The following is a 20,004-nucleotide window of genomic DNA, read 5'->3' as shown; positions in this document are numbered from 1 at the left end:
CGATTATTTGGCCTTTGCGGAACTTCTGCGGCGGGCTGGTTTTACCGGCGGCGCTTTTTTTTTAAGCTCTACGCCGAAGATCGCAGCGGACAAAAGCCGCCATGCAAGCACCACACCTTCAGAGAGTGGGCGCGCGGGGTATGCATAAAGGTCGGTGAGCTGCTTGGCGCGCAATGGTCCTACCTCGACCTCTTCGCCATCCACCAAACCGCAATTGCCCCCAATGAGACCTAGACGGATTGTCTCGCGGATTTCGCGCACGAGACCCGCGCCTCCTCCCACAAACTCAAAGCTGCCGTCCTCCTTGGCGCCGATCGCAGCGCGCAGCTTCTCTTCGATGGCAAGCATGGGAGTGTCGCAGCTACGCTCAAGTTCGAAAACTTGGGGTAGCGGCAACCAGAGTTTGTATTCACCATCCCCGAAAGGCAGGGTGACAGACGTTTCCATTTATCAGGCCGTGACTTCGACCCAGATACCATCCGACGCAAGGCTCACCTCGGCGGAGTTATCATCACCAACGCTAGAGTTGGCGGACAGGAGATTGAACGGGCCGTCGATGGTGTGGACGATGGTACCGGTGTCGGTGTCGTCATACTGGCCGAGTTCGATCTTGTAGTTCGCCGTGACGCCCAAGGCGGTGTTGTAAAGGGCGATGTCAGGAATGTTGATCGCGCCGGACGCCGAAATGTCCATCTGCTTGCCGGTGGTCTTGGAGCGACGAAACGCTGGAACGCCGGGCTTCGTGCAATCGCGGCGGAACCGGTCATTGGTGTTGGCGGTGCGGTTGATGCTGACCTGGTCAAGACCGCAAAGGATCGTGAACACTTCTGGGTCGGCACCATCGCCGCGTTTAACTACTGCGAAATCTGCTTCGACCGGGAGGGACATTTTTATTCCTTTGCAACAAAAGTCGCACAGGAATTAGACCGGCTCAGTCTGGCTTGTTACCGCCGTCAACCAAGTGCATGTGACTCCGGATCCGCTTCGGATCGTCCACCGCATTCGAAAGCGGGATGAACCTCACCCGGTCGCCGATGTCTTCCAGATCAGCCAGATCGAGCCGCCTGCCCATGCTGGTGAGGTTGGCAGTATCGATCGCGCCAGACTTGTGGAGTTCCGCTATCAGGATCAGCAGCGCGTCGAGGGTCGGATTTTCCACGCTCGGGGCATACCCTAAGCCGGTTCCGGTGCCAATACCCGCGCATTGACCTGCGCAAAATAGTGAAACGCATCCGGTTCCTCGTCTTGCAGAAGGCGAATGTCCGTCAGTTTGATGCGGGCAAGGGCTCCATCAGCCAGCGTAAGGCGCGAGCAATCAATCGCCGCCTCTATGGCCGCACCGATGCGCGAAGCATGATCTTCCGCCGTTTCCACCTCTTGCCCTGACACTATGCGCGCCCTGGCAAAGGCGTGGACATCGACACTGATCTGGCTTCCTCGAACGCAGGACGCGCGAAAGGGTATCGTAACCGGGGGGCCGAGCTTTATGAATGGCCAAGCCTTTTCGCCGGGCACCGCTTGGGGATAGACCGATGCGGCCGGAACAAGGGCAATCAGATCCGCATCAGCCTTTAGCTTTGCGAGTAGTGCGCGGCGCAGGTTCCTTTGCATCTTCTTCCTCCTTGGCTATCACGCCCTCCGTTTCAGCCTTGTCGGCGATGCATTGAAAAACCTCGTGTTCGCCCGCGGTGTAGTCAATGGTGACCTCCGGTGTGCGGTAGGTCCACGGCTTCTCAAGTTTGATCGCAACCATTTCGCTCCTATCCGCTGGCCTTCACCAGCTTGTTCATTTTCTCCACGTAATCGGCGCGGATTTCCTTGATCTTCTTGTCTCGGGCAGGGCGCGCGAAGGGGCGCGCTGCCATCTTGCTTGTGCCGAATTCCAAGGGCTTAGAATGGGGCGCCTCTGCACGAAACTCGGCGGTGAGTGCGCCGGTTTTTACAGCCTTCAAGCCAGCCTGCAGGTCGCCAAATTCGCGGTTTGGTGCGTCACCTGGTGCAGACGCCTGATGCCCCGCGCCCGAAATGCTGCCAGCGCTGATCGAACGAAAAGCCTCGGCACGTATCGTGTCCGCGCCCTCGAACACGACAGCACCGGCCAAAGCGACGACTCGCTGACTGGACAGCTTCCTCAGCCGGGCGATGTGCTTATCGGCACCCTTGAAGCCCATTACAGCCTCCGAGCCCGGCACTCATATCCAACGCCCGCGGGATCACGCCCGCAGGACTTGAGTGCCCACGTCCCGGAATACATGCCATCGGAAACGATGATCTTGGCCTCGGTGTCGAGCGGCACGGACAAGGATGCCGACAGGACGAGCACCCTCACATCGGTCTCGAGAAACCCCTCCGAAAGGCGCATGGATTGTGTGGCGGCATCGAATTGAGCGCGGCATGGATACTGGGCTGGCACACCGGGCGTAACAATCGAGCCGCCATCATCGTAGACCGGCACACCCGGCCAATTTGCTGTGGCTTCCGTAAATGGTCCGCCGAACGCATCGGAGAACCCCACCGCGATGCTGGCGAATGCCTGGTCAAACATCACTTCCAACGCTTCTCGGAAACTGTCGTTTTCGGATTCAGAAATGCGTATACGCGACTGACATAGCGGCCCGTCTCGGCATCGCGGAAAACCAGCCAGAACTTTGCCGCGTCTCGCCTCAGCATGGGTACACCGGTGGATTCCATGCAAGACGAGGCCCTGCAAAACTGCGCCGCATCAGTGCGAGATATTCGCGCCCGTATGACGTCGCATTGAATCCGGTCTTTCCTGCAATGTTATCGGAGACGGATGCGGAGAACGTGCCGGATTTGAAACTGGTTATGCCCGCAGGGATGGCTCCAGCGCCAAAGCCTTGCCCGGATAGCTGGTGGGCAGCGTAGAGCATGGAGGCTCGGTCAGTTTCCGCCCAGGTGACCGTTTCAGCCGAACCCTCGTCGAGCCAAATCTGCACGGTGGCATCCGGCACGTCCGCAAACTTGGGGTAACGTGCGCGGAACTGGGTCAGTAGATCAGAGACGGGAACGGTGCCTCCATCTGCGATTACTCCGGTGGCAAGATACAGGGTAAGCATTGCAGGACTATCGGTTCAAAAGTGGGGTTGGGTTACCGCCGTCAAATCGTTCTCCCGCGGTACTTCCCGCGCCGGCTGCACGTTGACATCGATGCCGATCAGGTAGGTGACCCGGTCCGCGGCTAGGCCACGGCCTTTCTTGCCCGCCTTCACCTTGACCGATTCCCGGAGCATCGCCTTGTCGACCGGCACCAGCTGCTGTGCCAGGTCACGGATCGGTAGCGCGCCTTCGCGCAGCGCCTTCAAGCCAGCGCGGCGCAGGTACACAGGGTCGCCGAGCGCAGCCATCGCTTTTTCCAGCGCGGCTGCGCCGTCGAGTTTGACGGTAAGAGACATCAGTTCGACACCAGCACGGCCAGCCCCAGCACCGGAAGGAATCCCCATTTGAGGGGCATCATGCGAGCCAAACCAACAGGGGTGTCACCACTTTGCCATTGGTCATCATGTCTGAATGATCGGGTAGTCATAGCAACGAGAAACGTCGACTGTCCCGCTGATAGGGACTCCATTCAATACCCCTATCGAGAAAATTTGCGTAAATGCACCGGCAACATCGGCGCGCACGAGGCCGTTGGTCAAGTTGCGCAGGAACCAAGTGCCAGAGTGAACCGGCAACGGTCCCGCAGTTCCCCAAACAGACTGCATGGGCGAGGCAAAGTTTGTGTAACCAAGGCCACGAATGCCAGTGAGACTCGCCACCTTTGCAATCGCTTGTTGCTGCCAAGTTGCCGCCGCAGTTTGCAGATAGTTATGGTTGTAGAGTAGTCGGATATCTGTGGCGTCCGTTGGTGTTCCCGACAACACGAGGCGCTGATTCCGATGGCCCTCCTCGTCCACAACAATAGACGGGGTGACGGTGACGCCAGCGCCGTGAGTGATTTGCCAGCGGTTATTCTGACTCGCGGCTGACCCCGCCACACCAGTGTTATCGACTCCATTCAGCTGCCCGCCGGTGCCATGAAAATTGCCCTCGCGGCCTTCGATATTATACCAACGCTCGCTAGTATCGGTGCCTTTAACATAGCGAAAATTGGGTAGTGTGCGCGGACTAACCCGACTCAATAAAGGGGCCAGAAGTTCGGCAATAACCTTACCGCCCCAAAATATCGCCGCGCCGGTTGGGTGTGTGCCATCGGTTGAGTGCCCCGTCCTCCAAGGAGTCGTAGCCGTATCAGTAGACGCAGGGTCCACCGACGCGCTGAACCAGTCAAAGAATACAACTCCCGGAGTCGTATCTGCATAATACTTCATGCGAGTGTTGAACTGTGCCCGACCTTGGGGCGGAGCCGATCCTGATTTGGGCAGTGCTGAACACGCAATTATGAGCGGGACTCCCATAGTGCGCAAAGCTTCGATAAAGTTAATTTGATTGGCCAGCGCGGCGTCTACCCCCGCTGCCGTAATGAAGTCGTTCGAGTGAGTTTGAATAGTGGCGATATCAGGCAGTGGCTTTCCGCCAGCAATCGCCGCTTGAAACAAGGCAAGTTGACTCGACATCAATGCGGTCGCGCTCGTTCCGCCGACCGCATAACTATCGCGCTGTTCAATGTTCATGCCGGGTGCCCAATATGAGGCAGCGACTCCCACGCAAGCACCGATGCCACTAGCGGTGACTCCGCCAATACTATCACCGAAAGCGTCGATAACGGCACGTCTACCGCCCGCGGCGAATTGTGCCGCGCGGCCAATTGAGTTGATCGCGTTGCGGGCTTTCAGGCCGGTGTCAGTGTTGTTAATGGTTTGAATGCTCATGGCGCGTCCTTCCAGTTTTCAGTATCGCTCCAAGTGAGAGCATCGTTCCAAACGCCCGCCCCTAATACCCAAGTAACAAGCTGACGCGCGCGCTTCCAAGCGCTGCCAACCCGTCCGATCCGTCCCGGCTGAACAAACATCAGGCCACCGGCACCACGTTGAGCGTGCCATCGGCGGTGTCGCGGATAACGTGAATCTGTTGTCCAGAATTCAGGCGCAAGTGAAATTTCTCACCGGGCTCAAGCGGGATGCCTGCCGCTGCAGTAGCGGCAGCCGCGACCCGCACAAAGCATCGAGCCGATGCATGAAGCAGGACCTCTGTTGCGGTAAGGCCAACTGATGCCGCATCGCTGGCCCCGATCGCCACCGGCTGGCCAGCACCATAAGCGCGGGTGCCGACGAGCGCCACGGCGGCGGTGTTCGCGTCCTGCTTGGCTTCGGTCGCCGGGGCCGCGATCAACTTCGCGAGGATTGCCGCCAGCGTCGTCTGCGTGCCGAGCGTGGCGAGGACGACTTCAATGCCGTCTACGTGCCCGATCAACGTGTCCTGCTTTGCGGAGGTTGCTGCACCGGTGGGAAGGGGCAAAGACGCCGCATCAACTGTCAGCGTTCCAGCCAGGGTGGAAACAATAGCTCCGAGTCCGGTGTCCGTGGCAATATCGCTCAGGGCCGCAACAACCGCAGCGATATCCGCCCCGGTCGCATTATCAGCCAACGCCGTTGCAATGGCATCGATCGCAGAATTATCCGCAGCCGACAGAGCAACAGGCAAAGGAGCCGCAGCCGAGACATCAACCGCCACGCCATCAGCGCCAACCGAAAGTTTGGTGCGAGGATAGTGAACGCCTCCGATCTCATCCGTTGCCAGAACAGAACCGGTCGCTGGTGCAGTGATATTATCGGCCATTACATTCCCCTATTGAAAAGGCCGCTCCACCCGAAAGCAGAGCGGCCCAATTCCCCCGTGACGATTTGGAGGGTTATTCTGCTTCGCGAGCCAACTCGATCGCCGAAATGATGTCGTCTTTCTTAGTCGCATCGCCGAGATCAATGCCCTCGGATTCAGCCAGCGCTTTGAGATCGGCAACCTTCATGTCGGCTAGTTCGGTGTCGCCGTCGTCTGCGAACCATCCAGTAGCCTTGGCGGAGATAAATTCCGCTTCGGACAGATCGACCTCCTCACTGGCGCCAGCGGCAATGACCACCGTGCCAGTAAGGGAGTTGACCGACTTGGGTCCGTCAGTGGCGTTCGTGAGTGCATGCTTCGCCATGATCAAATCCCATCGAGATAGCGGAACGCGCCTGGACGCGAGACGTCGACACCGCCAGTGCGGAAGATGCCTGGAACCTCGAAGCTAGTCGGGCCGTCCTGATAGACGTTCAGGAAGCGGTGCGGCATCGGCAGATGCAAGCTGACCACGTCCTGCCGATTGGCATAAGCTGCCATCCGGCGGGTCGACGAAGCGCCCGCGGTGTCGAGGCCGAGAACGCCGCGCACGGTGAGCGGGCGACCAGTCTGCTGGGTGTAGAAGTTGTTCCGCAGCACGAACGAGAGGATGGTCTCGCTATTCGTATCGCTCATGGGCGTCGCGCCCAGCCACGCCAGCACATTGAACGGCAACAGTACGGTATCAGCCATCTCGACAGTGTTGCTGCCGGTGAAGATGCCGATGATCGCGTTATTGAAGTCCCGGAGGATTTTCGCCGGGGTCTTGGTGGCTACACCGTTGGCGTCGAACCAGGTGGTGACGCTGCCGGTGCCATCGGCCGGCGCAGTGCCTGCGGTAACGCTGGACTGGTTAACCAGTCCTTTGAGGCCCTTGGTGGTGTCGCCGGTCTGGGTAACGGCCCACATGAACTCGTTGTAGGCGCGGCGAGCGGCGACGGGTTTCCGTGTGCCGAGATTGACGCCCAGAAGCTGTGCCTGGCCAACTTCTTCGAGATCATAGCCATAGCCGATCGAAGCCATGTGAACAGCCTGCTGCGACTTCTCCATGGTCACATCGGCGCGGGCGATATCCTTAGCGCCACCAGCGTACCAGCGCGCGGCACCCACCGTCGACGAAGCGAAGGTGATGATGCCGGGCGTCCATTCCGGCGCACTGGTGTCGACGAATACGAGCTCGTTCCACGGAAGATCCGGGAATTGCGTCTCGTAGACAGTCGGGTTGATCGTGGCCGCCTGGGCGACAACGAAGTTGAAGGCTGCTGCGTCGTTCATATCCATCATTCAGTCCTTAATTACGAGGGGACGCGGCGCAGCCGCACCTTGAAGAGAACACCGGCGCCAGAAGCGCTGGTTTCCGCCTCCGTGTTGGGAACGGCGATGATGGTTCCGGAGGCCGTGGCCGTGGTCCAGCGGCCCGTAGTCACGTTCCACTTGAGGGCAGTGCCTCCGACAATTGCTTCATCAGCAACACCGAAGTAACAACCTTCATCGGCCACAGGCACGTTGTCGCCGATTGCATAAGTCTCGCCGGTTCCATTTGTGATGCGGGTGACGCCCGCGAGGCCCATGAACTCGCCGCCGGAGACGAAAGCGGTTACGCCTTCATCACCTGCGCGCTGGACTGGCCCGCCGAACGCTAGAACCGAAGTGGCCGTGCGGGTGCGCGCGTCCCATTCGGCCATGTCGGCTCGCATGCCAGGAAAGCCAGCGGCCTGGTTGAGGGGGTAAGTCGTCTGAAGTGCAGGCATGGTATTTGCTCCTTATGCCGCCGCGTTGGCGGGGTTGCGCCATGCGTTGAGGTTGTTGATGGAGTCGGCGAGCGCTTTCGTCTCCCGCGCGGCATCATTGATCGGGCGGGCCGGGTCGAGATTGTGGACCAAGCTCTTGGCGTCGGCGGTCAGGGTGGCGAACGAGGCCGCTACCTGTGCGCCAGTCCAGTCCTTGGCGGCATCGCCGATCTTAGCCGAGACAGCAGCCTGCATGATCGCGCCTTCGTCCATCTCGTCCGAGACGGTCACACCTAGCGCCTTCGCCTTGTCGACTGTCTGCGAATAAGCCTTGGCCGCATCACGCAGCTGCGCGGGCGTCAACTTGGCGTCGGCAACCTGCTTTTCGAGCGTGGTCACCTTGGCTTCGAGGTTGGCCTTGTCCGTCACCGCCGTAGCAAGGTCAGTTTCAGCCTTGGATTTGGCGTCGTTGGCGTCGGTGATTTGGCCCTGCAGCTTCGAGAAGGCGGCTGCGACAGCGTCAGCATCCGACAAATCGACCTGCAAGCCGTCGAGCACGATCTTCTTCATTGATTTTTCCTTATTTTGAATAGGGGTGCGTTCGTCCACCACACGCAGCTCCGGCCCGCCCCTGCCTGCAGGAACTAAAGCGATGTGGTTTATTCTGAGATTTGTCTGGTACGCATCGCAGACGGTTCCATCGGGATGCTTGCCGTCAGTCGGAAAGACCAACTCGGTCGCATAGCCCATGCTGAGCTGCTTATGCGTCGTGGTGGCCGCTTTCACAGCGCCAGCATCACGGACGATGATTGGAACGCGGACCCGCTGGCCATCGCGTACAACGTCGCCGTTGATCTCACCAACCCCAAGCCCGCGCCAATTGTCAGCGGTCACGGCTTCGGAGGGGTGGTTGATGGTGACGGGAGCAGCGGCGAAAGTTGCCAGGCTGTCGGCTTTGAAAACTTCGGATTCGGGGCGATAGACCTTGACCATCTGGCCGGGCTTGAAATCCCGAGTGCCTTCCGGATCCACTTCTGAACTGAGGTAATCCTGCAATCCAGTCCGAGCGGCAAAGACTTCAGCCACAAGCGAACCGTCCGCGCAAATGCGGGCCGATTTGTCAAATGTCAGAGTGTCGCATAGCTGGACCATGCCAGCCTGAATACGTATCGGGTGTGCGCCCCGTTACCGCCGTCAAAAACTAATCGATCAGCTCGCGATATTGGCGGCAGGCTTCCAAAACCCCCGCCTCGCAGCCAATGCGGGCATTCTCGAATTCGAGCTGCTCTTGCGCGCGGCTTTCCGCCATGAACTGAGCTGATTGCTGTTCATCGAGCAATGCCTCAGCTTGCTCCTCTGGCGTGGTGGTGCTGCAGTCGACCAACATCAGCACGAGCCCAATGGCAAAGGCTGCGAGCAGGATCAGGCCCAGAATATCCTCGCCGCTCATTGGGGTTGTCTTGGGTTCCGGCATGGGGCCGATTTACGCAGCTTCAGCAGCTTCGGCAAGAATCTTGTCAAGATCCAGATACGCCCTCGACGCACACCCGCAGAATATCGCCTGCCCCGGATGCCCATCAGCCGGCGGATTATCCCAGTCGAACACCTTTCCATCCCTAGCCCGATGGTTCTCGCGGAAGTGAACTTTCCCGCTCGCCACCCATTTGTATTCCTCGATTCCTGATTGGCGGGTGCGCTCCTCGTTCAACTGCCCCGTCAATTTTGAAAGCTGATCACTGGCGATGTTCTTGGCCCGGCGTCGCGACATCTCGACAGCCTCGCGGATTTCCTTGGCCACTTCGCGCGATGGTCGGCGGTCATTCAGTCCGCGAAACACGGCGTCGGCAATTCTGGTCCGCGCTTGATCCGAAACACTGCGCACCAAGGCAACATTGCGCTCAATGACCACCTGCAGCGACATGCGCACATCACCTGGGCCAATCAGTGCCGAGATATCCACACCGGTTGCCGAATTGACTGCGCCCACCCAGCGGCGGCGTTGAAAAGCTTCGACCGTCTGCGCCCACCGCTCCAGCCTGAAACCCAGTGTCGCGAACAGCCCAAACAGATCGCTTTCGACCTTGCCAATCTGGGCGCGCAAATCGGCCGGCGCATCTGTCGTAATGTCGGACAGGGTGCGTTCGTATTCTGCGACGATGCCGGGTAGCGCCGATTCCCATGCTTTGACCACGGGCAGGTACGACGACTGATATAGGTTAGTCGCGAATGCTGATGGTGCTTGGATAGGCCGGAATGTCACCGATGATCGGCGGGGATTTCTGGTGCGGCGGTATAACTGAGCGAGCGAGAATTTCACCGGAGCGGCCTAGCAGGATAGGATGAGCCTGCGGGTCTTGCGGGCGGGACTGGTGGGCGAATATTGCCGAAGCGATCGACGTAGCGCATCACGCCTCCTCGATCTTGGCTTTCCAATCCAGATCAAGTTCCTCGAATATCTCAGGTCCGAAACGCAGTTCACCTTGGAACGGCTCGACCTGGTCAAGATCAACCTCGCCCGGATCATAGGTCAGGGTTATGTGCGGCTGATATTCCGGATGATCCCAAGAGGCACCCGCCCGCTTTATCACTTCGTGGCGGTAGGCCAGCGTCGATGAATTGAACAACAGCACAACCGCGCCGCCGTCGAATTGCTCGATAAGGCGCGCACCTCCTGCGGGCACCTTCAACTCGCCCGCGTCATGGTCCCAGATCGGCTCGACCTTCATCCAGTCTATCGCTTGCCGCGAGAATGCGATGGTGGTGTGCATGTCGCTCGCTGGCAAGGTGACCTTGAAACCCTGTGACTTGGCCCACTTGACCAAATCTGCACCGTTGAGCAGCTTCCGGTGGACGTACAGCGTCCGTGGCTTGGCATCATTACCCACGATGCTCGGGGCGGATTCACGAATGACCTTTAACGCCGCATCATTAGCGGCACGGCGGGGCGGGTCCGCTTCCAAATCAGACCCGCCCATACCGGCAGACGAAAGATCACCTCCCTCCTCTGAACCTTGCTCGATCCCGTAGCGCTCATCGTCGGGCAATGCCTTCAAAGCCGATTCCAGCTCGGGCAGATAACCCTCCTCGACCATCAGCGATTGAACGCCGCGAGCGAATTCACGATCGGGGATGGTGCCGGTCTGCTGAAGCTTGTCGATAGCTTCCATCTGGGTCTTGAACCGCTCGGATTTTTCCTTTTGCCCAGGAAGATCAAGAGGCGCGAACTCATAGGCGGCGGTTGCGACGACAGCCCCGGTTGCGGATGGCACAAGATACCTGTCGAGCCGATCAAGACACGGGGCAAGGTCGAGGGTCTGCATGGCCCTGACGAGCTTACCCCAATCTTGCTGTTGCGACTCCCCGCTGGAATTCATGCCCTCAGGAGCCCTTCCCAAAAGCCGCGTTGCCGGGATGTCCGAAACGGCGCAGACGAACTCGGCAAAGCAGTTCATCACGTCCTTGGCGCCCGCGAAACTGTAGGTCACATCGTCGATCTTCTCGCCGCCCTTGCCATCATCGGCCGAGCCAGCGTCGTAGATCGTCGCGTTGTGGATGGATTCGGCAGTGGCGAGGATGGCGAGGCGGTTCATCACCTGCCCCTCACCGTCTGGCTGGGCGGCAAGGCTGATCAGGTCGGGGATCCCGATACGGAGCAGGCGAGCCTTGTGGATCAGTGCCGCGAACGATGCGCGGGCGGTGTCGCTGTCCTGCACCGCGTCGAGAACCTGTTGGACCTTGCTTTCGCCCCAGAAGCAATCGAGCGGGGAGGAAATGACCGTTGCCAGTGTCGCCGCGGTATCAGCGCGGAACGGGATCACGCGCGATGGATGAATTTTCTGTTGGCCACCGACCGAATTCATGCGCCACATCAGCGGTTCGCCGTATCCCGGTTTGGTCGCGTCGTCCTGCAGCTTATCGAAATGGAGATGCCAGCGGGACACGACATGCACGAATGCGAGCCCGCCCTTTGTGATGGTCGATGGCGCCGGCTGATCAGGAAGACCAGGCAGGCCAAGGATCAACGCACCGCCACCAAGCCCGCGCATGATTTCAACCGTTCGGATTTTCTGGCGCAGCTCGTGGCGCTTTTCCTCGTCGAAAACCTTGGAGGCTTGATCAGCATCGAGCCCAGTCCAGTCGCGCCATTCGCGGACCATATCCAGCGCGGGGATGCCGATGATCTTTTTCATCAGCCCTGATCCGCGATACGCCGCGTCGATCTGTTGCTGGTTCAGGATGGTCGGGACGTAGGCGTTGGCCGAACGTGCGTCGCGGCGGGTACCAGTGCCGGTGAGGGCGTTGGTCAATCGGTCCGAGATGTAGGAAATGGCACCCATGGGCGGGGTGTGGCTTGGTTTGCGGGTGGTGGTTACCGCCGTCAAAGTGTCGAGAGGTCGTAGCTGCGGGATTTGCCGAGCATCAACTCGGTCAGGGCCCATACCAGGGCGTCCATCCGGTCAGGTGATCCGCCACCTTGATACCCCGTTGTCGTGGTCATGGTCATTTGCTCTTCGAGATCGGAGAATGCGCCAATGTGGTGGACGCGCCCCTGCTCATACAGTGCACCAATCGGCTCAGCGCGAATATGCTTTCCTCGAGTGGCGTTCACCAGCTTCACTGGCATGTTCAGATCGGCAGCGCGCAAAACAGATTCCACCATCGCGCCGCCGTAGTTCTTTTCCGCCACCACCTTGTCCGCGCCAAAGTCCTCTCCGGCTTTGGCAACCGTGCGCGCCCATCCCTCGGGGGATAGCCGGCAGGATCGATCGGCAATCACGTAGGCATGATCATCAACACCAAGACCTACAACAACGATGCCTTGGATATCGCCGCCGGTGCCATCTGAGCCGGATGGATCGACGCCAATCACTACCCGTTTGAAAGCTGGCATGACGTGGACGCGCAGCTGGTCAATACCCGGTATCTTGCGCCCATCTTCAGCATCGCGCTCGGTCAGTGACCACAGCGCGCCGGGAACCTCAGATAGATATTTACCATCACGGAACCGCTGCCTCTGCCGGTCTGGCAACTCGTCTAGCTCATCGAGATATTCCTGCGGCAGATGTGGGTTGTCCGCTGGGTTGAGGACGATATGAGCGCGCGACTCTGGATTGATTGCCCTGCCATCCACCGGGTTAACCAGCTCTACAAACTCACGATAACTCCAATGCCCGCGGCCGGTCGGGTTGAGGTCGTAGAGCATTTTGAGAGGTAGGCGATCGCCATGCGCCGTGGTGCAAGATTGGGCTAGGCGGGTGCGCAGGGTCAGGATCGTTTCGTATGCGACCTGGCTGCTTTCGTTGACGTAGATGGTCGCAAATTCTTTACCGAGTATCTTCTCAACCCGGTCCTTGTCATCCAACCCGCCAAACCAGACCTCGCTGCCATTCGGGAATGTGGCAAACTGGTCCGACTTGTTGATCACGCATTCGACGTCGGGAAAAGCCAGCGCCATCATCTTTGGCCATGTGTCCAGCATGACCGATTGACGCACGTCGATGTTGTGGAGCCGGGCTATCAGGTGCCGAGAATTGGGGGCCTGTAACGCCCGCTCGGCAACAATCTCGCAGAAGCCGAACGTCTTGCCCGATCTCGATCCGCCGTATGCCAGGACATGTCGCGCTGAGCCATTTACGGCATCAAATTGGGATTCCTGCTTTTCGGTGCGCTTGAACAGGGCGGAGTGTTGCCCTTTCAGCTGCCTACGCCGGTCCTGTTCCCGAACCAGCGCCAGTCGTTCAAGCAGGACTGTATCAGCCACCTTCGGAATAGGCCGCGATCTTCGCCGCCAATTCCTCATCGGTCAGTTGTTCGAGTGCGATCTTGCCCGAGTGCTCAACCTTGTCAGTGAACAGCTTGAGATGCTTGCCGAGGTTCTCGAACGCCTTGTTCGCTCCCGTCGCATCAAAAGCCCAGACATGGCGCCCCTCCCCGTCTGTGGCTTGGGTCCGCTCCTTCCCATAGCCCTCCATCACTGGCGAGCGCTGGAGGCATCGTTCAGCGATTTCCTGAATGCCGGCCAGCACATAATCAGCAGTGATCTCGGTGCGCTCGGACCTCGCGTCCATCGCTTTTTGGATGATCTGTGCAATTTCAGGTTTGTTCAGGTTTTCCTGCCCAATGCTGTACGAGGTCTTTTCGCTATACCCAGCCCTCAACGCAGCTTGAGTGGCGTTCAGGTCGATCAGATATTCGTCGACGAACCTTTGCTGTTTCGCAGTGAGTGCCATACCGCCCCCTACTCCTTCCGTTTCCTGGCTCTTACCGCCGTCAGTGTCTTGCCGAGCACATATCGCTTGGCACGTTTGTTTGGCCTGGCAAATCCACCAGAAACCTTGTGACGTTTGGCGCGCAGGGCATCCCCGCCAGCCTCTTCGATCCACCGGCAGATGATGCGCCAGTTGGTCCGGTAATGCTCCTCGATCTCCTTGCCTTGGCCGATTTCGATGTAGCGCTCGGCAAAGTCGGGCGGGCATGGTCGATATGGCCGGATGAGACCCGTGTCCCATTTTCTGGTTTCATCATTCAAAGCCGCCCCCTGTGGCATGGCTTGGCCCCTCATTTGATACCGGCGATTTTGAGACAGAAGCGGTCAGATGAGCGAGACCCTGCGGAGCCCCTGAAAAGGGTAAGTGCAAGTTTTGCGGCAAATGATGCGCGCTTATAGCGCACATTTGCGTCAAAACCTTACCCTGTAAGGGCTCCGCCATTATTTCACGCACTCTTTGCGTCAAATCTGCGTCAAATGAAAAACGATTTAGCGCGCTCATTTGGGCTCTCCCGGGCGGGCTTTTTCAGGTGCGAAAAGGCCCTTCTTTTTGCGGCGCGCGACAGGGCAATGGTATTCCTCTTCGACCATCACGCCGTTCGCAATCCATGTGCCCGCGACCTTCTTTGCATGAGGCTCTGTCAGCCCCGCTTCGGCCATGATGAGGCACCCGACCCAGCGGCCCGATTCCTTGGACCCGCCGCGGCCCGAACCAGTGTAGCGTTCGCCGCTGGGAAGCCCTGCCTCCACCTTGTCGAGGATGATCTTGATCGTATTGCCGGTGAGGTTGTCGAACGCGTCAGGCGGTATCCACGGGACCAGCGCGCCCACTTCGTCGGAAGGGTTTTCCTTGTCTCCGTTGCCAATCGTGACGGATACCTTTTCAAACCAGCGAGCCGTGTTCGTCTTAAGCGACTGGTTGGCCTTGGCGTCGTCATATCGGACGTAGAGATGTCGCTCGGCCTGGTCGACGCCGATCATCTCGGCATCCTCGCTTGTCATGGGCATCAGCGTAGCAGAGATGCGGGTGCTGTTGACGATTGCACCTGCCCCGCGGATCACGTTGGCATCACCAGCCCCGCCGCCCGCATGTTTCACGGTATGGTGGACGAGATAGACCGCGCAGCCGGTGCGGCGGGCAATCTCATCGCGCCATATTTTCATGGCCCATTTGACTTCGGAGTTGTCGTTTTCGTCCCCTTCGAAGGTTTCCGCGAAGGGGTCCACGATCAGGACATCGATCTCGCGGCGCTGGATATATTCGACCAGCGTTTCGACTATGGGCATGGTGCGGATGGTGCGGCCATCAGGCGACCGGCCCGCGACCACGATAGTCGCAGCGTCCGGCACGAGATCGATCATGCCGCGCAGTTCATCGCCGCCCTGCATTACCGTGCGCGCGGCCGAGAGACGCCGGCGCTGCTCATCGATATCATCCTCGACATTGATGATGAGGGTGCGGCACTTGCGGCGCGGTACGAATGCGCCCCAAGGAAGCCCGCGAGCGAGCGCAATGGCTATTTGCAGGGTGAACAGCGACTTGCCCGAGCCGCCTGGCGCAGCGAGCATGTGCGTATAGCCCGAGAGGATGACGCCGGGGATGACCCACGGGCGGGTGGGAATGTCCGCTTCATTGAAGTCGAACGCGTCAACTGCGTCGAGCTCGGGCTTTTCTTCCGCCAATTCATCCGGCACACTCGCCATGAAAACATCCTCTGGCTGCGTGTCGTCATCATGCGGAGGCTCGGTCCAACCCGGATCGTCCGCGTCGACAGGGGGCGGCGCAGATACCGGCGCGGACGTGCGGCGCTCGGCATACAAGGCGCGGAACGCGGACTTGTGATCTCCGCCGTGCTCGTAATGAACGAACAAGTCGTAGGCATCGCCGAAGCAGCCAGCCTTGCAGACAGCGCCGAGACGTGCACCAACATCGGACGCCGACAAACTGACCCAAGTATCGCCCATGATGCGGGTGGCGTAACTATCGCTGGTTTGCTTGGGGGAGCGCCAGTCGTCAGGATTGCGCGGCGATTGCTCATAGCCGTACATCTCGAAGAGGGTGGCGATCGAGTTCGACTTGTTGAATTCCTCCATGACCGGCCCGCCCTCGGTCTGGGGCTTGTTGGCGCGGCGCTCCATGGCTTCGGCGCGGATCCGTTCGCGGTCGCGCTCATCAGCAGCCCGCTTCCGAAAGATATCGGCAATGGCGACCGCAATCGGGCCGGTAGTGATATCCAGACCCGGCGCATTGCAGCCCGTAGTAGCGCGGTCATAGTAAAGCGGCTTGCCATCTTCATCGCGCAGCCTAGTGCCGCTCTTGGCGTGGGCAGCAGGAACATTGGGCAGATAGACAGGTTGGCCGGCGCGATCCAAGGCGCGGTCCATCTCGACACCGTGTTCCTCCATGAAATCGAAAAACGCATGTTGCGCGTCGTGCCAGTCATCGAACGAGACCGGCGTTTCCAGCGGCAGGATAATCCGCCACCGCATATCCCCGGCGCGCGCATGAGCGCTGGAATAGATCAGGCAGGCCGACTTGCCCGAGAACCCGCGCATGAGCCCCTTGATGCGTTCAAGGCTATGGTCACCGCTATCGATGTCGCCGCATAGGGCCACGAACGAGCCCTTGGCCCGCTGCGAGGCATGTTTGCGCGCGTCGAAGTCGAAGTAGCTGGACGGGATGAACGCAGGACCGGCACCCTTGGCGTGATCCCCGGGCGGCATGGTGAAGATATCGGCCAGCGTGATCGTGGAATAGTCGTCGCCATCCTCGATATGCGTGTCGTGCATCCCGCTGAACGTCGGCACCTGGCGCGAACACCATGCGGGCCCGAATTGAAGGGCGGTGTTGGAATCTGTTGCCATTACGCGGCCCCTAAGTCGTGCTGGATAATCCACAGCCGGGTTTCGTCATCGCTCAGGAAACCGCACTGGCGGGCGAGCATTATGCGGAACTTCATCTCGCTTTTGTCATCACGGGCGGCGAGTATTCCCGCCTCCACGGTGCGCTTGGCGAAACCGGCGAGGTCGAAGGATTGCGGCGAGCGCTCTGTCGGGATGGGATCATGCTGCACGGCGGATCTCCGCTACCGGGAAACCTTGTTCGCGCAGCCAGTCGGCCGCGTCGTAAGGATCGAAAAAACAGGCGCAGGGGATGCCGAGATCAACGAGACGATTGCCGAAATCTATCTGGTTCGGCGACAACACGCCGGCGCGTCCGCTTTTGTCGTAACCCTTGAACTCCACGTAGGCATGAAGCATCCGCGTCCATTCGATCGAGACATCGAACACACCCCCAAGGATGCCCTCTTTCCTGGCCATGCGGGGGCTGCGCTTCCCGGCGTTGGCATTGGCGAACACCAGCAGCCGCGGTGCAGCCATGCGCAGCGTCGAGAAAAACGTCGCTTGCCGATCAACCTCCGGCCAGTCCTTGCGCTTGTCGGGTGCCTGCACGAAGAATTGCGGCACGGGCTTGAGCGAGGTTTCGAGATCGGCGAAGTTCACGCCGCCCTCCGCTTCCGCTCATCGGCGATCATTTGTTCCGCAACCGGGATCGAAACCCCGTAGGAGCGCGCAATGGAATCCGCCGCGATGCCGTCCAGTGACCGCCGCATGATGAGCATGGACCGAAGCGCGGTCATCATCTCGTTCTTGGTGCGAGCCTTGCGCCCGTGGAAGCCGGTGACGTTCATAGCGGCGGGCACCCCGAAGGCTTGGAAACACCAGCACGGCGCATGACAGCCCTCACATAGCTGTCAGACATGCCGAATTTCGCCGCTACGGTACGCGAGGAAGCATGACGCCGCTGATATGCCGCGATCATGTCGGCTCGACGCTGGCGACGGTCGTTATGGGAAAGGAGCCGGGGGAGAGGCATCAGGCAGCGGCCCTTTTAGAGATATGACGAGGCCGACCTGCGCCGCGGTTGTAGCCATGATCGCGGGCAAGCTGGGTGATGTAGGCGGGGTGCAGGCGGAACACGGCGGACAGGTCGCGCGCGGTTTCGCCGTCGATGTAGCGGGCCACGATTTGCTGGTCCCGCGACTTACGCCGATCACGCTCAATGCAGAGCAATCCCATGCGGCTGAGCTTACCGAGCACCGACGAACGGCTGCGATCGAGCGACTTGCCGATGGTGTTCGCGCTGACATTGGAGCGCCACAGACGTTCCAGTTCTGCACACTCGCGGCGGGTCCAGCGTTGGAAGGCGGGTTTCAAAACACCCTCCCCGCCGCAAACCCGGCACAAAAGACAACGAGGAACAGCGCCACAGTCAGGCAGCAGCCGGCGAGAAGCGCGGTGTTGACGCCTTGGTCTAGGGCGCACTTCATTGGTCGAGACCAAGGCGATAGGTCGGATCCGGCCGTGAGCGGCCTGACTTTTCGTCGCGAGCGAAGGGCCGGTAATCAGCGAAGTCGATCAGGAATTCGCGGGCATAAACCTTGATCGTGTTCGGCTTCATGCACAGCAACCGCGCCGCACGATCAATGGTCGATCCATCCTCGGAAAGCCCGAAAAGGAACGCGGCAGTCTTGGCCTTGTTCGGGGTGCAGCCAGCTTCGGCGGCAATCTGTGAAAACAGCTTGGACGAGTTTTTCATAACGCTTCCACTTCCATGTTTTTCATGATGCGCCGGACATCCGCCACCGGCAGGGCGTAGGATCGAGACAGGCTTTCGGGGTCGGCTGATTTCTTGCCGGAAAGCGTCGCGATGAGTGCTGTGGTCCGCTTGGCAGAAAGGACCTTGGCGGTGCTCATGAGCCCCGCCCAATCGCGGCAATAGTCCGCGCATCGCACCCGAACACGCGGGCCAGTTCGACGTTGCCCTGGTGCTTCCGGCGTTCGCGGATCACGGCCTTTTCAGAGGTCGAGAAGTCGTTGATGGTTTTCATGGCCGCACCTCTTGGATCCGGTCTTTCAGTTTCGCAGTTGCCATGACGAGCGGCTTCAATTCAGCCGGCGCATCGTCATAGGCGAGGGTCTTGCGCCACCGTCCGCCATTCAGGCGGGCGAGGACACTGCGCTTCACCGGCTCCCAATTCGAGGGGGCGCAGTTCAGCCGATTGCCGTCGAGGCACTTGAGAGCGTAGCCATCGGGTATGGGGCCGTTCGCAGCTTCCCATTCTATGCGTTGCACCAGCTGCCAGCGATCCTTGAACGGCAGATCGTCGTTGACCTTACGCTCTCGGTAGCCATCTATGCTGATACGCTCATAACCGACCGGCTTGTAATTCTTCTGGGCGATGCCAGTGCGCTCGCCTTTCTTGAACTGGGTCTTGCGAGCATTCGGGTGCAAGCCACCCGTCCCTGGCGCGCACTTTTTGCCCTTGTTCATCGGAGCTTTGCCCGCTTCGAAGTGGCCGGTGCGTCCGGTTTTCCAGCCCTTCCGTTTGCGGAGACTGTGGAGATTGATCAGGGAAACATCATCACGGGGAAATTTGGCAATGAAGGCGGCGTGATATGCCGATATGACCATGGCGCGGTTTTTCTCCAGCCATGCCATTTCTTCGCTGCTGTAGCGGATCGCCCTACCCTTCATTGGACCGGCTCCCGAGCATAGGCAGATGCGGGCGGACGTATTCGCCATGTTCGACGAACAGCACGGCGGCTTTGAGTTGCAGGGCTGCGTTGGTCACGACACGGTCAGCAACGGAAACCATCGCTTCTGCACGGCGCGCTTCCTGGTCGATTTGCTCGGAGGTCAAATCCTCGTCGCCAAGTCGCTCCAGCTGCATGAACAGATGATCGTTCAGATCGGAAAGTTTGTTCTTCATGGCGAAACTCCTGAATAAAAAATGTGTTTGGGAGGAAGATTACGCTGCGGGTTGAATGGCTGGGAGACAGCCCCCGTCCGGTCAGCGCTCCGAGGATGAACCGCCCCATCGACCTCTCTGACGCCCCCATTCCAGAGCGCCGGAATTACTGATGCGACTTGAGCAATCGCCGCGCCGCAGCCGATGCCTTGCGCGCTTCGGTGGCACGGGCAGCACCGGCACGAACGGCCTCTTTGCGGTCACGTTCGGCGGAGAGCATCGAGCGAACCTTGTCGGTCAGGTGATCGACTTGCGCGATTTCCTTGGCGAGATTGTCCTGCAATGCCTGGTTGATTTGCGACAGGTTGCGGATGCGCTGGCGATCGATCAGCCAGACAATCAAGCCGCCAAGAACGGCAGCGACGAAAAGGGAGAGGAGCATATCAAGAAGCATTGGGATTTCCTTTCTGTTAACTCG

General features: G+C 59.6%; 32 protein-coding genes. All 32 read right to left on the bottom strand.

Translation table 11 applies throughout. The features are described 5' to 3' along the window. Window positions 1-3 precede the first annotated feature (3 nt). Window positions 4-447 carry a GTA-gp10 family protein gene (locus GRI65_RS00800; protein ID WP_160754643.1) on the bottom strand — a complete coding sequence of 148 codons (444 nt, stop codon included), beginning with the start codon at window positions 445-447 and terminating at the stop codon, window positions 4-6. A 3-nt stretch (window positions 448-450) separates the two neighbouring features. After that, entirely contained in the window at window positions 451-888 is a 438-nt protein-coding gene (locus tag GRI65_RS00795; protein ID WP_160754642.1) for a hypothetical protein, read from the bottom strand. A 43-nt stretch (window positions 889-931) separates the two neighbouring features. Continuing rightward, on the bottom strand, window positions 932-1,159 hold the full coding sequence (locus GRI65_RS00790) for a hypothetical protein (RefSeq protein ID WP_160754641.1): 228 nt from the start codon (window positions 1,157-1,159) through the stop codon (window positions 932-934). Window positions 1,160-1,173: 14 nt separating this feature from the next. After that, complete coding sequence (locus GRI65_RS00785) at window positions 1,174-1,611, bottom strand: DUF3168 domain-containing protein (protein WP_160754640.1); 438 nt, start codon at window positions 1,609-1,611, stop codon at window positions 1,174-1,176. Next, window positions 1,565-1,753 carry a hypothetical protein gene (locus tag GRI65_RS00780; protein ID WP_160754639.1) on the bottom strand — a complete coding sequence of 63 codons (189 nt, stop codon included), beginning with the start codon at window positions 1,751-1,753 and terminating at the stop codon, window positions 1,565-1,567. The genes GRI65_RS00785 and GRI65_RS00780 overlap by 47 nt, the downstream gene beginning before the upstream one ends. 7 nt (window positions 1,754-1,760) lie before the next feature. Then, entirely contained in the window at window positions 1,761-2,171 is a 411-nt protein-coding gene (locus GRI65_RS00775; protein WP_160754638.1) for an HK97-gp10 family putative phage morphogenesis protein, read from the bottom strand. Then, window positions 2,171-2,554, bottom strand: a complete 384-nt coding sequence (locus GRI65_RS00770; RefSeq protein ID WP_160754637.1) for a hypothetical protein — start codon at window positions 2,552-2,554, stop codon at window positions 2,171-2,173. Before GRI65_RS00770 ends, GRI65_RS00775 begins: the two co-directional genes overlap by 1 nt. Window positions 2,555-2,663: 109 nt before the next feature. Further along, window positions 2,664-3,077 (bottom strand): DUF4054 domain-containing protein, encoded by a 414-nt coding sequence (locus tag GRI65_RS00765; protein WP_160754636.1) that lies wholly within the window; start codon window positions 3,075-3,077, stop codon window positions 2,664-2,666. Between the two features lie 15 nt (window positions 3,078-3,092). Continuing rightward, window positions 3,093-3,461, bottom strand: coding sequence for an HK97 gp10 family phage protein (locus GRI65_RS00760; protein WP_160754635.1), 369 nt, complete (start codon window positions 3,459-3,461; stop codon window positions 3,093-3,095). A 57-nt stretch (window positions 3,462-3,518) separates the two neighbouring features. Further along, entirely contained in the window at window positions 3,519-4,829 is a 1,311-nt protein-coding gene (locus tag GRI65_RS00755) for an SGNH/GDSL hydrolase family protein (protein WP_160754634.1), read from the bottom strand. 139 nt (window positions 4,830-4,968) lie between these two features. Further along, complete coding sequence (locus GRI65_RS00750) at window positions 4,969-5,736, bottom strand: hypothetical protein (protein ID WP_160754633.1); 768 nt, start codon at window positions 5,734-5,736, stop codon at window positions 4,969-4,971. A 73-nt stretch (window positions 5,737-5,809) separates the two neighbouring features. Next, on the bottom strand, window positions 5,810-6,100 hold the full coding sequence (locus GRI65_RS00745) for a hypothetical protein (RefSeq protein WP_160754632.1): 291 nt from the start codon (window positions 6,098-6,100) through the stop codon (window positions 5,810-5,812). A 2-nt stretch (window positions 6,101-6,102) separates the two neighbouring features. Then, the gene (locus tag GRI65_RS00740; RefSeq protein WP_202391067.1) at window positions 6,103-7,050 is read right to left on the bottom strand and encodes a DUF2184 domain-containing protein; all 948 of its coding nucleotides are present in this window, start codon (window positions 7,048-7,050) and stop codon (window positions 6,103-6,105) included. A 20-nt stretch (window positions 7,051-7,070) separates the two neighbouring features. Continuing rightward, a complete protein-coding gene (locus GRI65_RS00735; protein ID WP_160754630.1) occupies window positions 7,071-7,526 on the bottom strand; it encodes a structural cement protein Gp24 in 456 nt (151 codons plus the stop codon). A gap of 12 nt (window positions 7,527-7,538) precedes the next feature. Next, complete coding sequence (locus GRI65_RS00730; protein ID WP_160754629.1) at window positions 7,539-8,657, bottom strand: DUF2213 domain-containing protein; 1,119 nt, start codon at window positions 8,655-8,657, stop codon at window positions 7,539-7,541. Window positions 8,658-8,706: 49 nt separating this feature from the next. Next, window positions 8,707-8,979: a hypothetical protein gene (locus tag GRI65_RS00725; protein ID WP_160754628.1), complete on the bottom strand. Its 273-nt coding sequence runs from the start codon at window positions 8,977-8,979 to the stop codon at window positions 8,707-8,709. Window positions 8,980-8,988: 9 nt separating this feature from the next. Next, a complete protein-coding gene (locus GRI65_RS15420; protein ID WP_160754627.1) occupies window positions 8,989-9,822 on the bottom strand; it encodes a phage head morphogenesis protein in 834 nt (277 codons plus the stop codon). 88 nt (window positions 9,823-9,910) lie between these two features. Next, on the bottom strand, window positions 9,911-11,887 hold the full coding sequence (locus tag GRI65_RS00715; protein ID WP_160754626.1) for a phage portal protein: 1,977 nt from the start codon (window positions 11,885-11,887) through the stop codon (window positions 9,911-9,913). Beyond that, entirely contained in the window at window positions 11,884-13,266 is a 1,383-nt protein-coding gene (locus GRI65_RS00710; RefSeq protein ID WP_202391066.1) for a phage terminase large subunit, read from the bottom strand. The genes GRI65_RS00715 and GRI65_RS00710 overlap by 4 nt, the downstream gene beginning before the upstream one ends. Further along, the gene (locus tag GRI65_RS00705) at window positions 13,259-13,735 is read right to left on the bottom strand and encodes a terminase small subunit (RefSeq protein ID WP_160754624.1); all 477 of its coding nucleotides are present in this window, start codon (window positions 13,733-13,735) and stop codon (window positions 13,259-13,261) included. The genes GRI65_RS00710 and GRI65_RS00705 overlap by 8 nt, the downstream gene beginning before the upstream one ends. Window positions 13,736-13,743: 8 nt before the next feature. Continuing rightward, on the bottom strand, window positions 13,744-14,034 hold the full coding sequence (locus tag GRI65_RS00700; RefSeq protein ID WP_160754623.1) for a hypothetical protein: 291 nt from the start codon (window positions 14,032-14,034) through the stop codon (window positions 13,744-13,746). Window positions 14,035-14,271: 237 nt separating this feature from the next. Next, window positions 14,272-16,638, bottom strand: coding sequence for an AAA family ATPase (locus GRI65_RS00695; RefSeq protein WP_160754622.1), 2,367 nt, complete (start codon window positions 16,636-16,638; stop codon window positions 14,272-14,274). After that, complete coding sequence (locus GRI65_RS00690) at window positions 16,638-16,847, bottom strand: hypothetical protein (protein WP_160754621.1); 210 nt, start codon at window positions 16,845-16,847, stop codon at window positions 16,638-16,640. The genes GRI65_RS00695 and GRI65_RS00690 overlap by 1 nt, the downstream gene beginning before the upstream one ends. Then, window positions 16,837-17,277: a hypothetical protein gene (locus GRI65_RS00685; RefSeq protein WP_160754620.1), complete on the bottom strand. Its 441-nt coding sequence runs from the start codon at window positions 17,275-17,277 to the stop codon at window positions 16,837-16,839. The genes GRI65_RS00690 and GRI65_RS00685 overlap by 11 nt, the downstream gene beginning before the upstream one ends. Next, window positions 17,274-17,465, bottom strand: coding sequence for a hypothetical protein (locus GRI65_RS00680; RefSeq protein ID WP_160754619.1), 192 nt, complete (start codon window positions 17,463-17,465; stop codon window positions 17,274-17,276). The genes GRI65_RS00685 and GRI65_RS00680 overlap by 4 nt, the downstream gene beginning before the upstream one ends. Window positions 17,466-17,649: 184 nt before the next feature. Continuing rightward, a complete protein-coding gene (locus tag GRI65_RS00675) occupies window positions 17,650-17,991 on the bottom strand; it encodes a GcrA family cell cycle regulator (protein ID WP_160754618.1) in 342 nt (113 codons plus the stop codon). 109 nt (window positions 17,992-18,100) lie between these two features. Continuing rightward, window positions 18,101-18,373 carry a hypothetical protein gene (locus GRI65_RS00670; RefSeq protein ID WP_160754617.1) on the bottom strand — a complete coding sequence of 91 codons (273 nt, stop codon included), beginning with the start codon at window positions 18,371-18,373 and terminating at the stop codon, window positions 18,101-18,103. Further along, window positions 18,370-18,531 (bottom strand): hypothetical protein, encoded by a 162-nt coding sequence (locus tag GRI65_RS00665; protein ID WP_160754616.1) that lies wholly within the window; start codon window positions 18,529-18,531, stop codon window positions 18,370-18,372. The genes GRI65_RS00670 and GRI65_RS00665 overlap by 4 nt, the downstream gene beginning before the upstream one ends. After that, entirely contained in the window at window positions 18,528-18,665 is a 138-nt protein-coding gene (locus tag GRI65_RS00660; RefSeq protein WP_160754615.1) for a hypothetical protein, read from the bottom strand. The genes GRI65_RS00665 and GRI65_RS00660 overlap by 4 nt, the downstream gene beginning before the upstream one ends. After that, window positions 18,662-19,312 carry an HNH endonuclease signature motif containing protein gene (locus GRI65_RS00655; protein WP_160754614.1) on the bottom strand — a complete coding sequence of 217 codons (651 nt, stop codon included), beginning with the start codon at window positions 19,310-19,312 and terminating at the stop codon, window positions 18,662-18,664. Before GRI65_RS00655 ends, GRI65_RS00660 begins: the two co-directional genes overlap by 4 nt. After that, window positions 19,302-19,547, bottom strand: coding sequence for a hypothetical protein (locus GRI65_RS00650; RefSeq protein WP_160754613.1), 246 nt, complete (start codon window positions 19,545-19,547; stop codon window positions 19,302-19,304). Before GRI65_RS00650 ends, GRI65_RS00655 begins: the two co-directional genes overlap by 11 nt. 145 nt (window positions 19,548-19,692) lie before the next feature. Continuing rightward, the gene (locus GRI65_RS00645; RefSeq protein WP_160754612.1) at window positions 19,693-19,980 is read right to left on the bottom strand and encodes a hypothetical protein; all 288 of its coding nucleotides are present in this window, start codon (window positions 19,978-19,980) and stop codon (window positions 19,693-19,695) included. Window positions 19,981-20,004: the final 24 nt, after the last annotated feature.

It is taken from the genome of Allopontixanthobacter sediminis (assembly GCF_009828115.1).
GTDB lineage: Bacteria > Pseudomonadota > Alphaproteobacteria > Sphingomonadales > Sphingomonadaceae > Allopontixanthobacter > Allopontixanthobacter sediminis.
Note: the sequence above shows the minus strand (reverse complement) of the source record. Positions and strands in the feature narration are given on the sequence as shown.

Coding starts and splice junctions, on each gene's coding strand:
- GRI65_RS00800 (WP_160754643.1), bottom strand. CDS start 447: ATGGAAACGTCTGTCACCCTGCCTTTCGGGGATGGTGAATACAAACTC.
- GRI65_RS00795 (WP_160754642.1), bottom strand. CDS start 888: ATGTCCCTCCCGGTCGAAGCAGATTTCGCAGTAGTTAAACGCGGCGAT.
- GRI65_RS00785 (WP_160754640.1), bottom strand. CDS start 1,611: ATGCAAAGGAACCTGCGCCGCGCACTACTCGCAAAGCTAAAGGCTGAT.
- GRI65_RS00780 (WP_160754639.1), bottom strand. CDS start 1,753: ATGGTTGCGATCAAACTTGAGAAGCCGTGGACCTACCGCACACCGGAG.
- GRI65_RS00775 (WP_160754638.1), bottom strand. CDS start 2,171: ATGGGCTTCAAGGGTGCCGATAAGCACATCGCCCGGCTGAGGAAGCTG.
- GRI65_RS00765 (WP_160754636.1), bottom strand. CDS start 3,077: ATGCTTACCCTGTATCTTGCCACCGGAGTAATCGCAGATGGAGGCACC.
- GRI65_RS00760 (WP_160754635.1), bottom strand. CDS start 3,461: ATGGGGATTCCTTCCGGTGCTGGGGCTGGCCGTGCTGGTGTCGAACTG.
- GRI65_RS00755 (WP_160754634.1), bottom strand. CDS start 4,829: ATGAGCATTCAAACCATTAACAACACTGACACCGGCCTGAAAGCCCGC.
- GRI65_RS00750 (WP_160754633.1), bottom strand. CDS start 5,736: ATGGCCGATAATATCACTGCACCAGCGACCGGTTCTGTTCTGGCAACG.
- GRI65_RS00745 (WP_160754632.1), bottom strand. CDS start 6,100: ATGGCGAAGCATGCACTCACGAACGCCACTGACGGACCCAAGTCGGTC.
- GRI65_RS00740 (WP_202391067.1), bottom strand. CDS start 7,050: ATGAACGACGCAGCAGCCTTCAACTTCGTTGTCGCCCAGGCGGCCACG.
- GRI65_RS00735 (WP_160754630.1), bottom strand. CDS start 7,526: ATGCCTGCACTTCAGACGACTTACCCCCTCAACCAGGCCGCTGGCTTT.
- GRI65_RS00730 (WP_160754629.1), bottom strand. CDS start 8,657: ATGGTCCAGCTATGCGACACTCTGACATTTGACAAATCGGCCCGCATT.
- GRI65_RS00725 (WP_160754628.1), bottom strand. CDS start 8,979: ATGCCGGAACCCAAGACAACCCCAATGAGCGGCGAGGATATTCTGGGC.
- GRI65_RS00705 (WP_160754624.1), bottom strand. CDS start 13,735: ATGGCACTCACTGCGAAACAGCAAAGGTTCGTCGACGAATATCTGATC.
- GRI65_RS00695 (WP_160754622.1), bottom strand. CDS start 16,638: ATGGCAACAGATTCCAACACCGCCCTTCAATTCGGGCCCGCATGGTGT.
- GRI65_RS00680 (WP_160754619.1), bottom strand. CDS start 17,465: ATGAACGTCACCGGCTTCCACGGGCGCAAGGCTCGCACCAAGAACGAG.
- GRI65_RS00670 (WP_160754617.1), bottom strand. CDS start 18,373: ATGAAAAACTCGTCCAAGCTGTTTTCACAGATTGCCGCCGAAGCTGGC.
- GRI65_RS00665 (WP_160754616.1), bottom strand. CDS start 18,531: ATGAGCACCGCCAAGGTCCTTTCTGCCAAGCGGACCACAGCACTCATC.
- GRI65_RS00660 (WP_160754615.1), bottom strand. CDS start 18,665: ATGAAAACCATCAACGACTTCTCGACCTCTGAAAAGGCCGTGATCCGC.
- GRI65_RS00655 (WP_160754614.1), bottom strand. CDS start 19,312: ATGAAGGGTAGGGCGATCCGCTACAGCAGCGAAGAAATGGCATGGCTG.
- GRI65_RS00650 (WP_160754613.1), bottom strand. CDS start 19,547: ATGAAGAACAAACTTTCCGATCTGAACGATCATCTGTTCATGCAGCTG.
- GRI65_RS00645 (WP_160754612.1), bottom strand. CDS start 19,980: ATGCTTCTTGATATGCTCCTCTCCCTTTTCGTCGCTGCCGTTCTTGGC.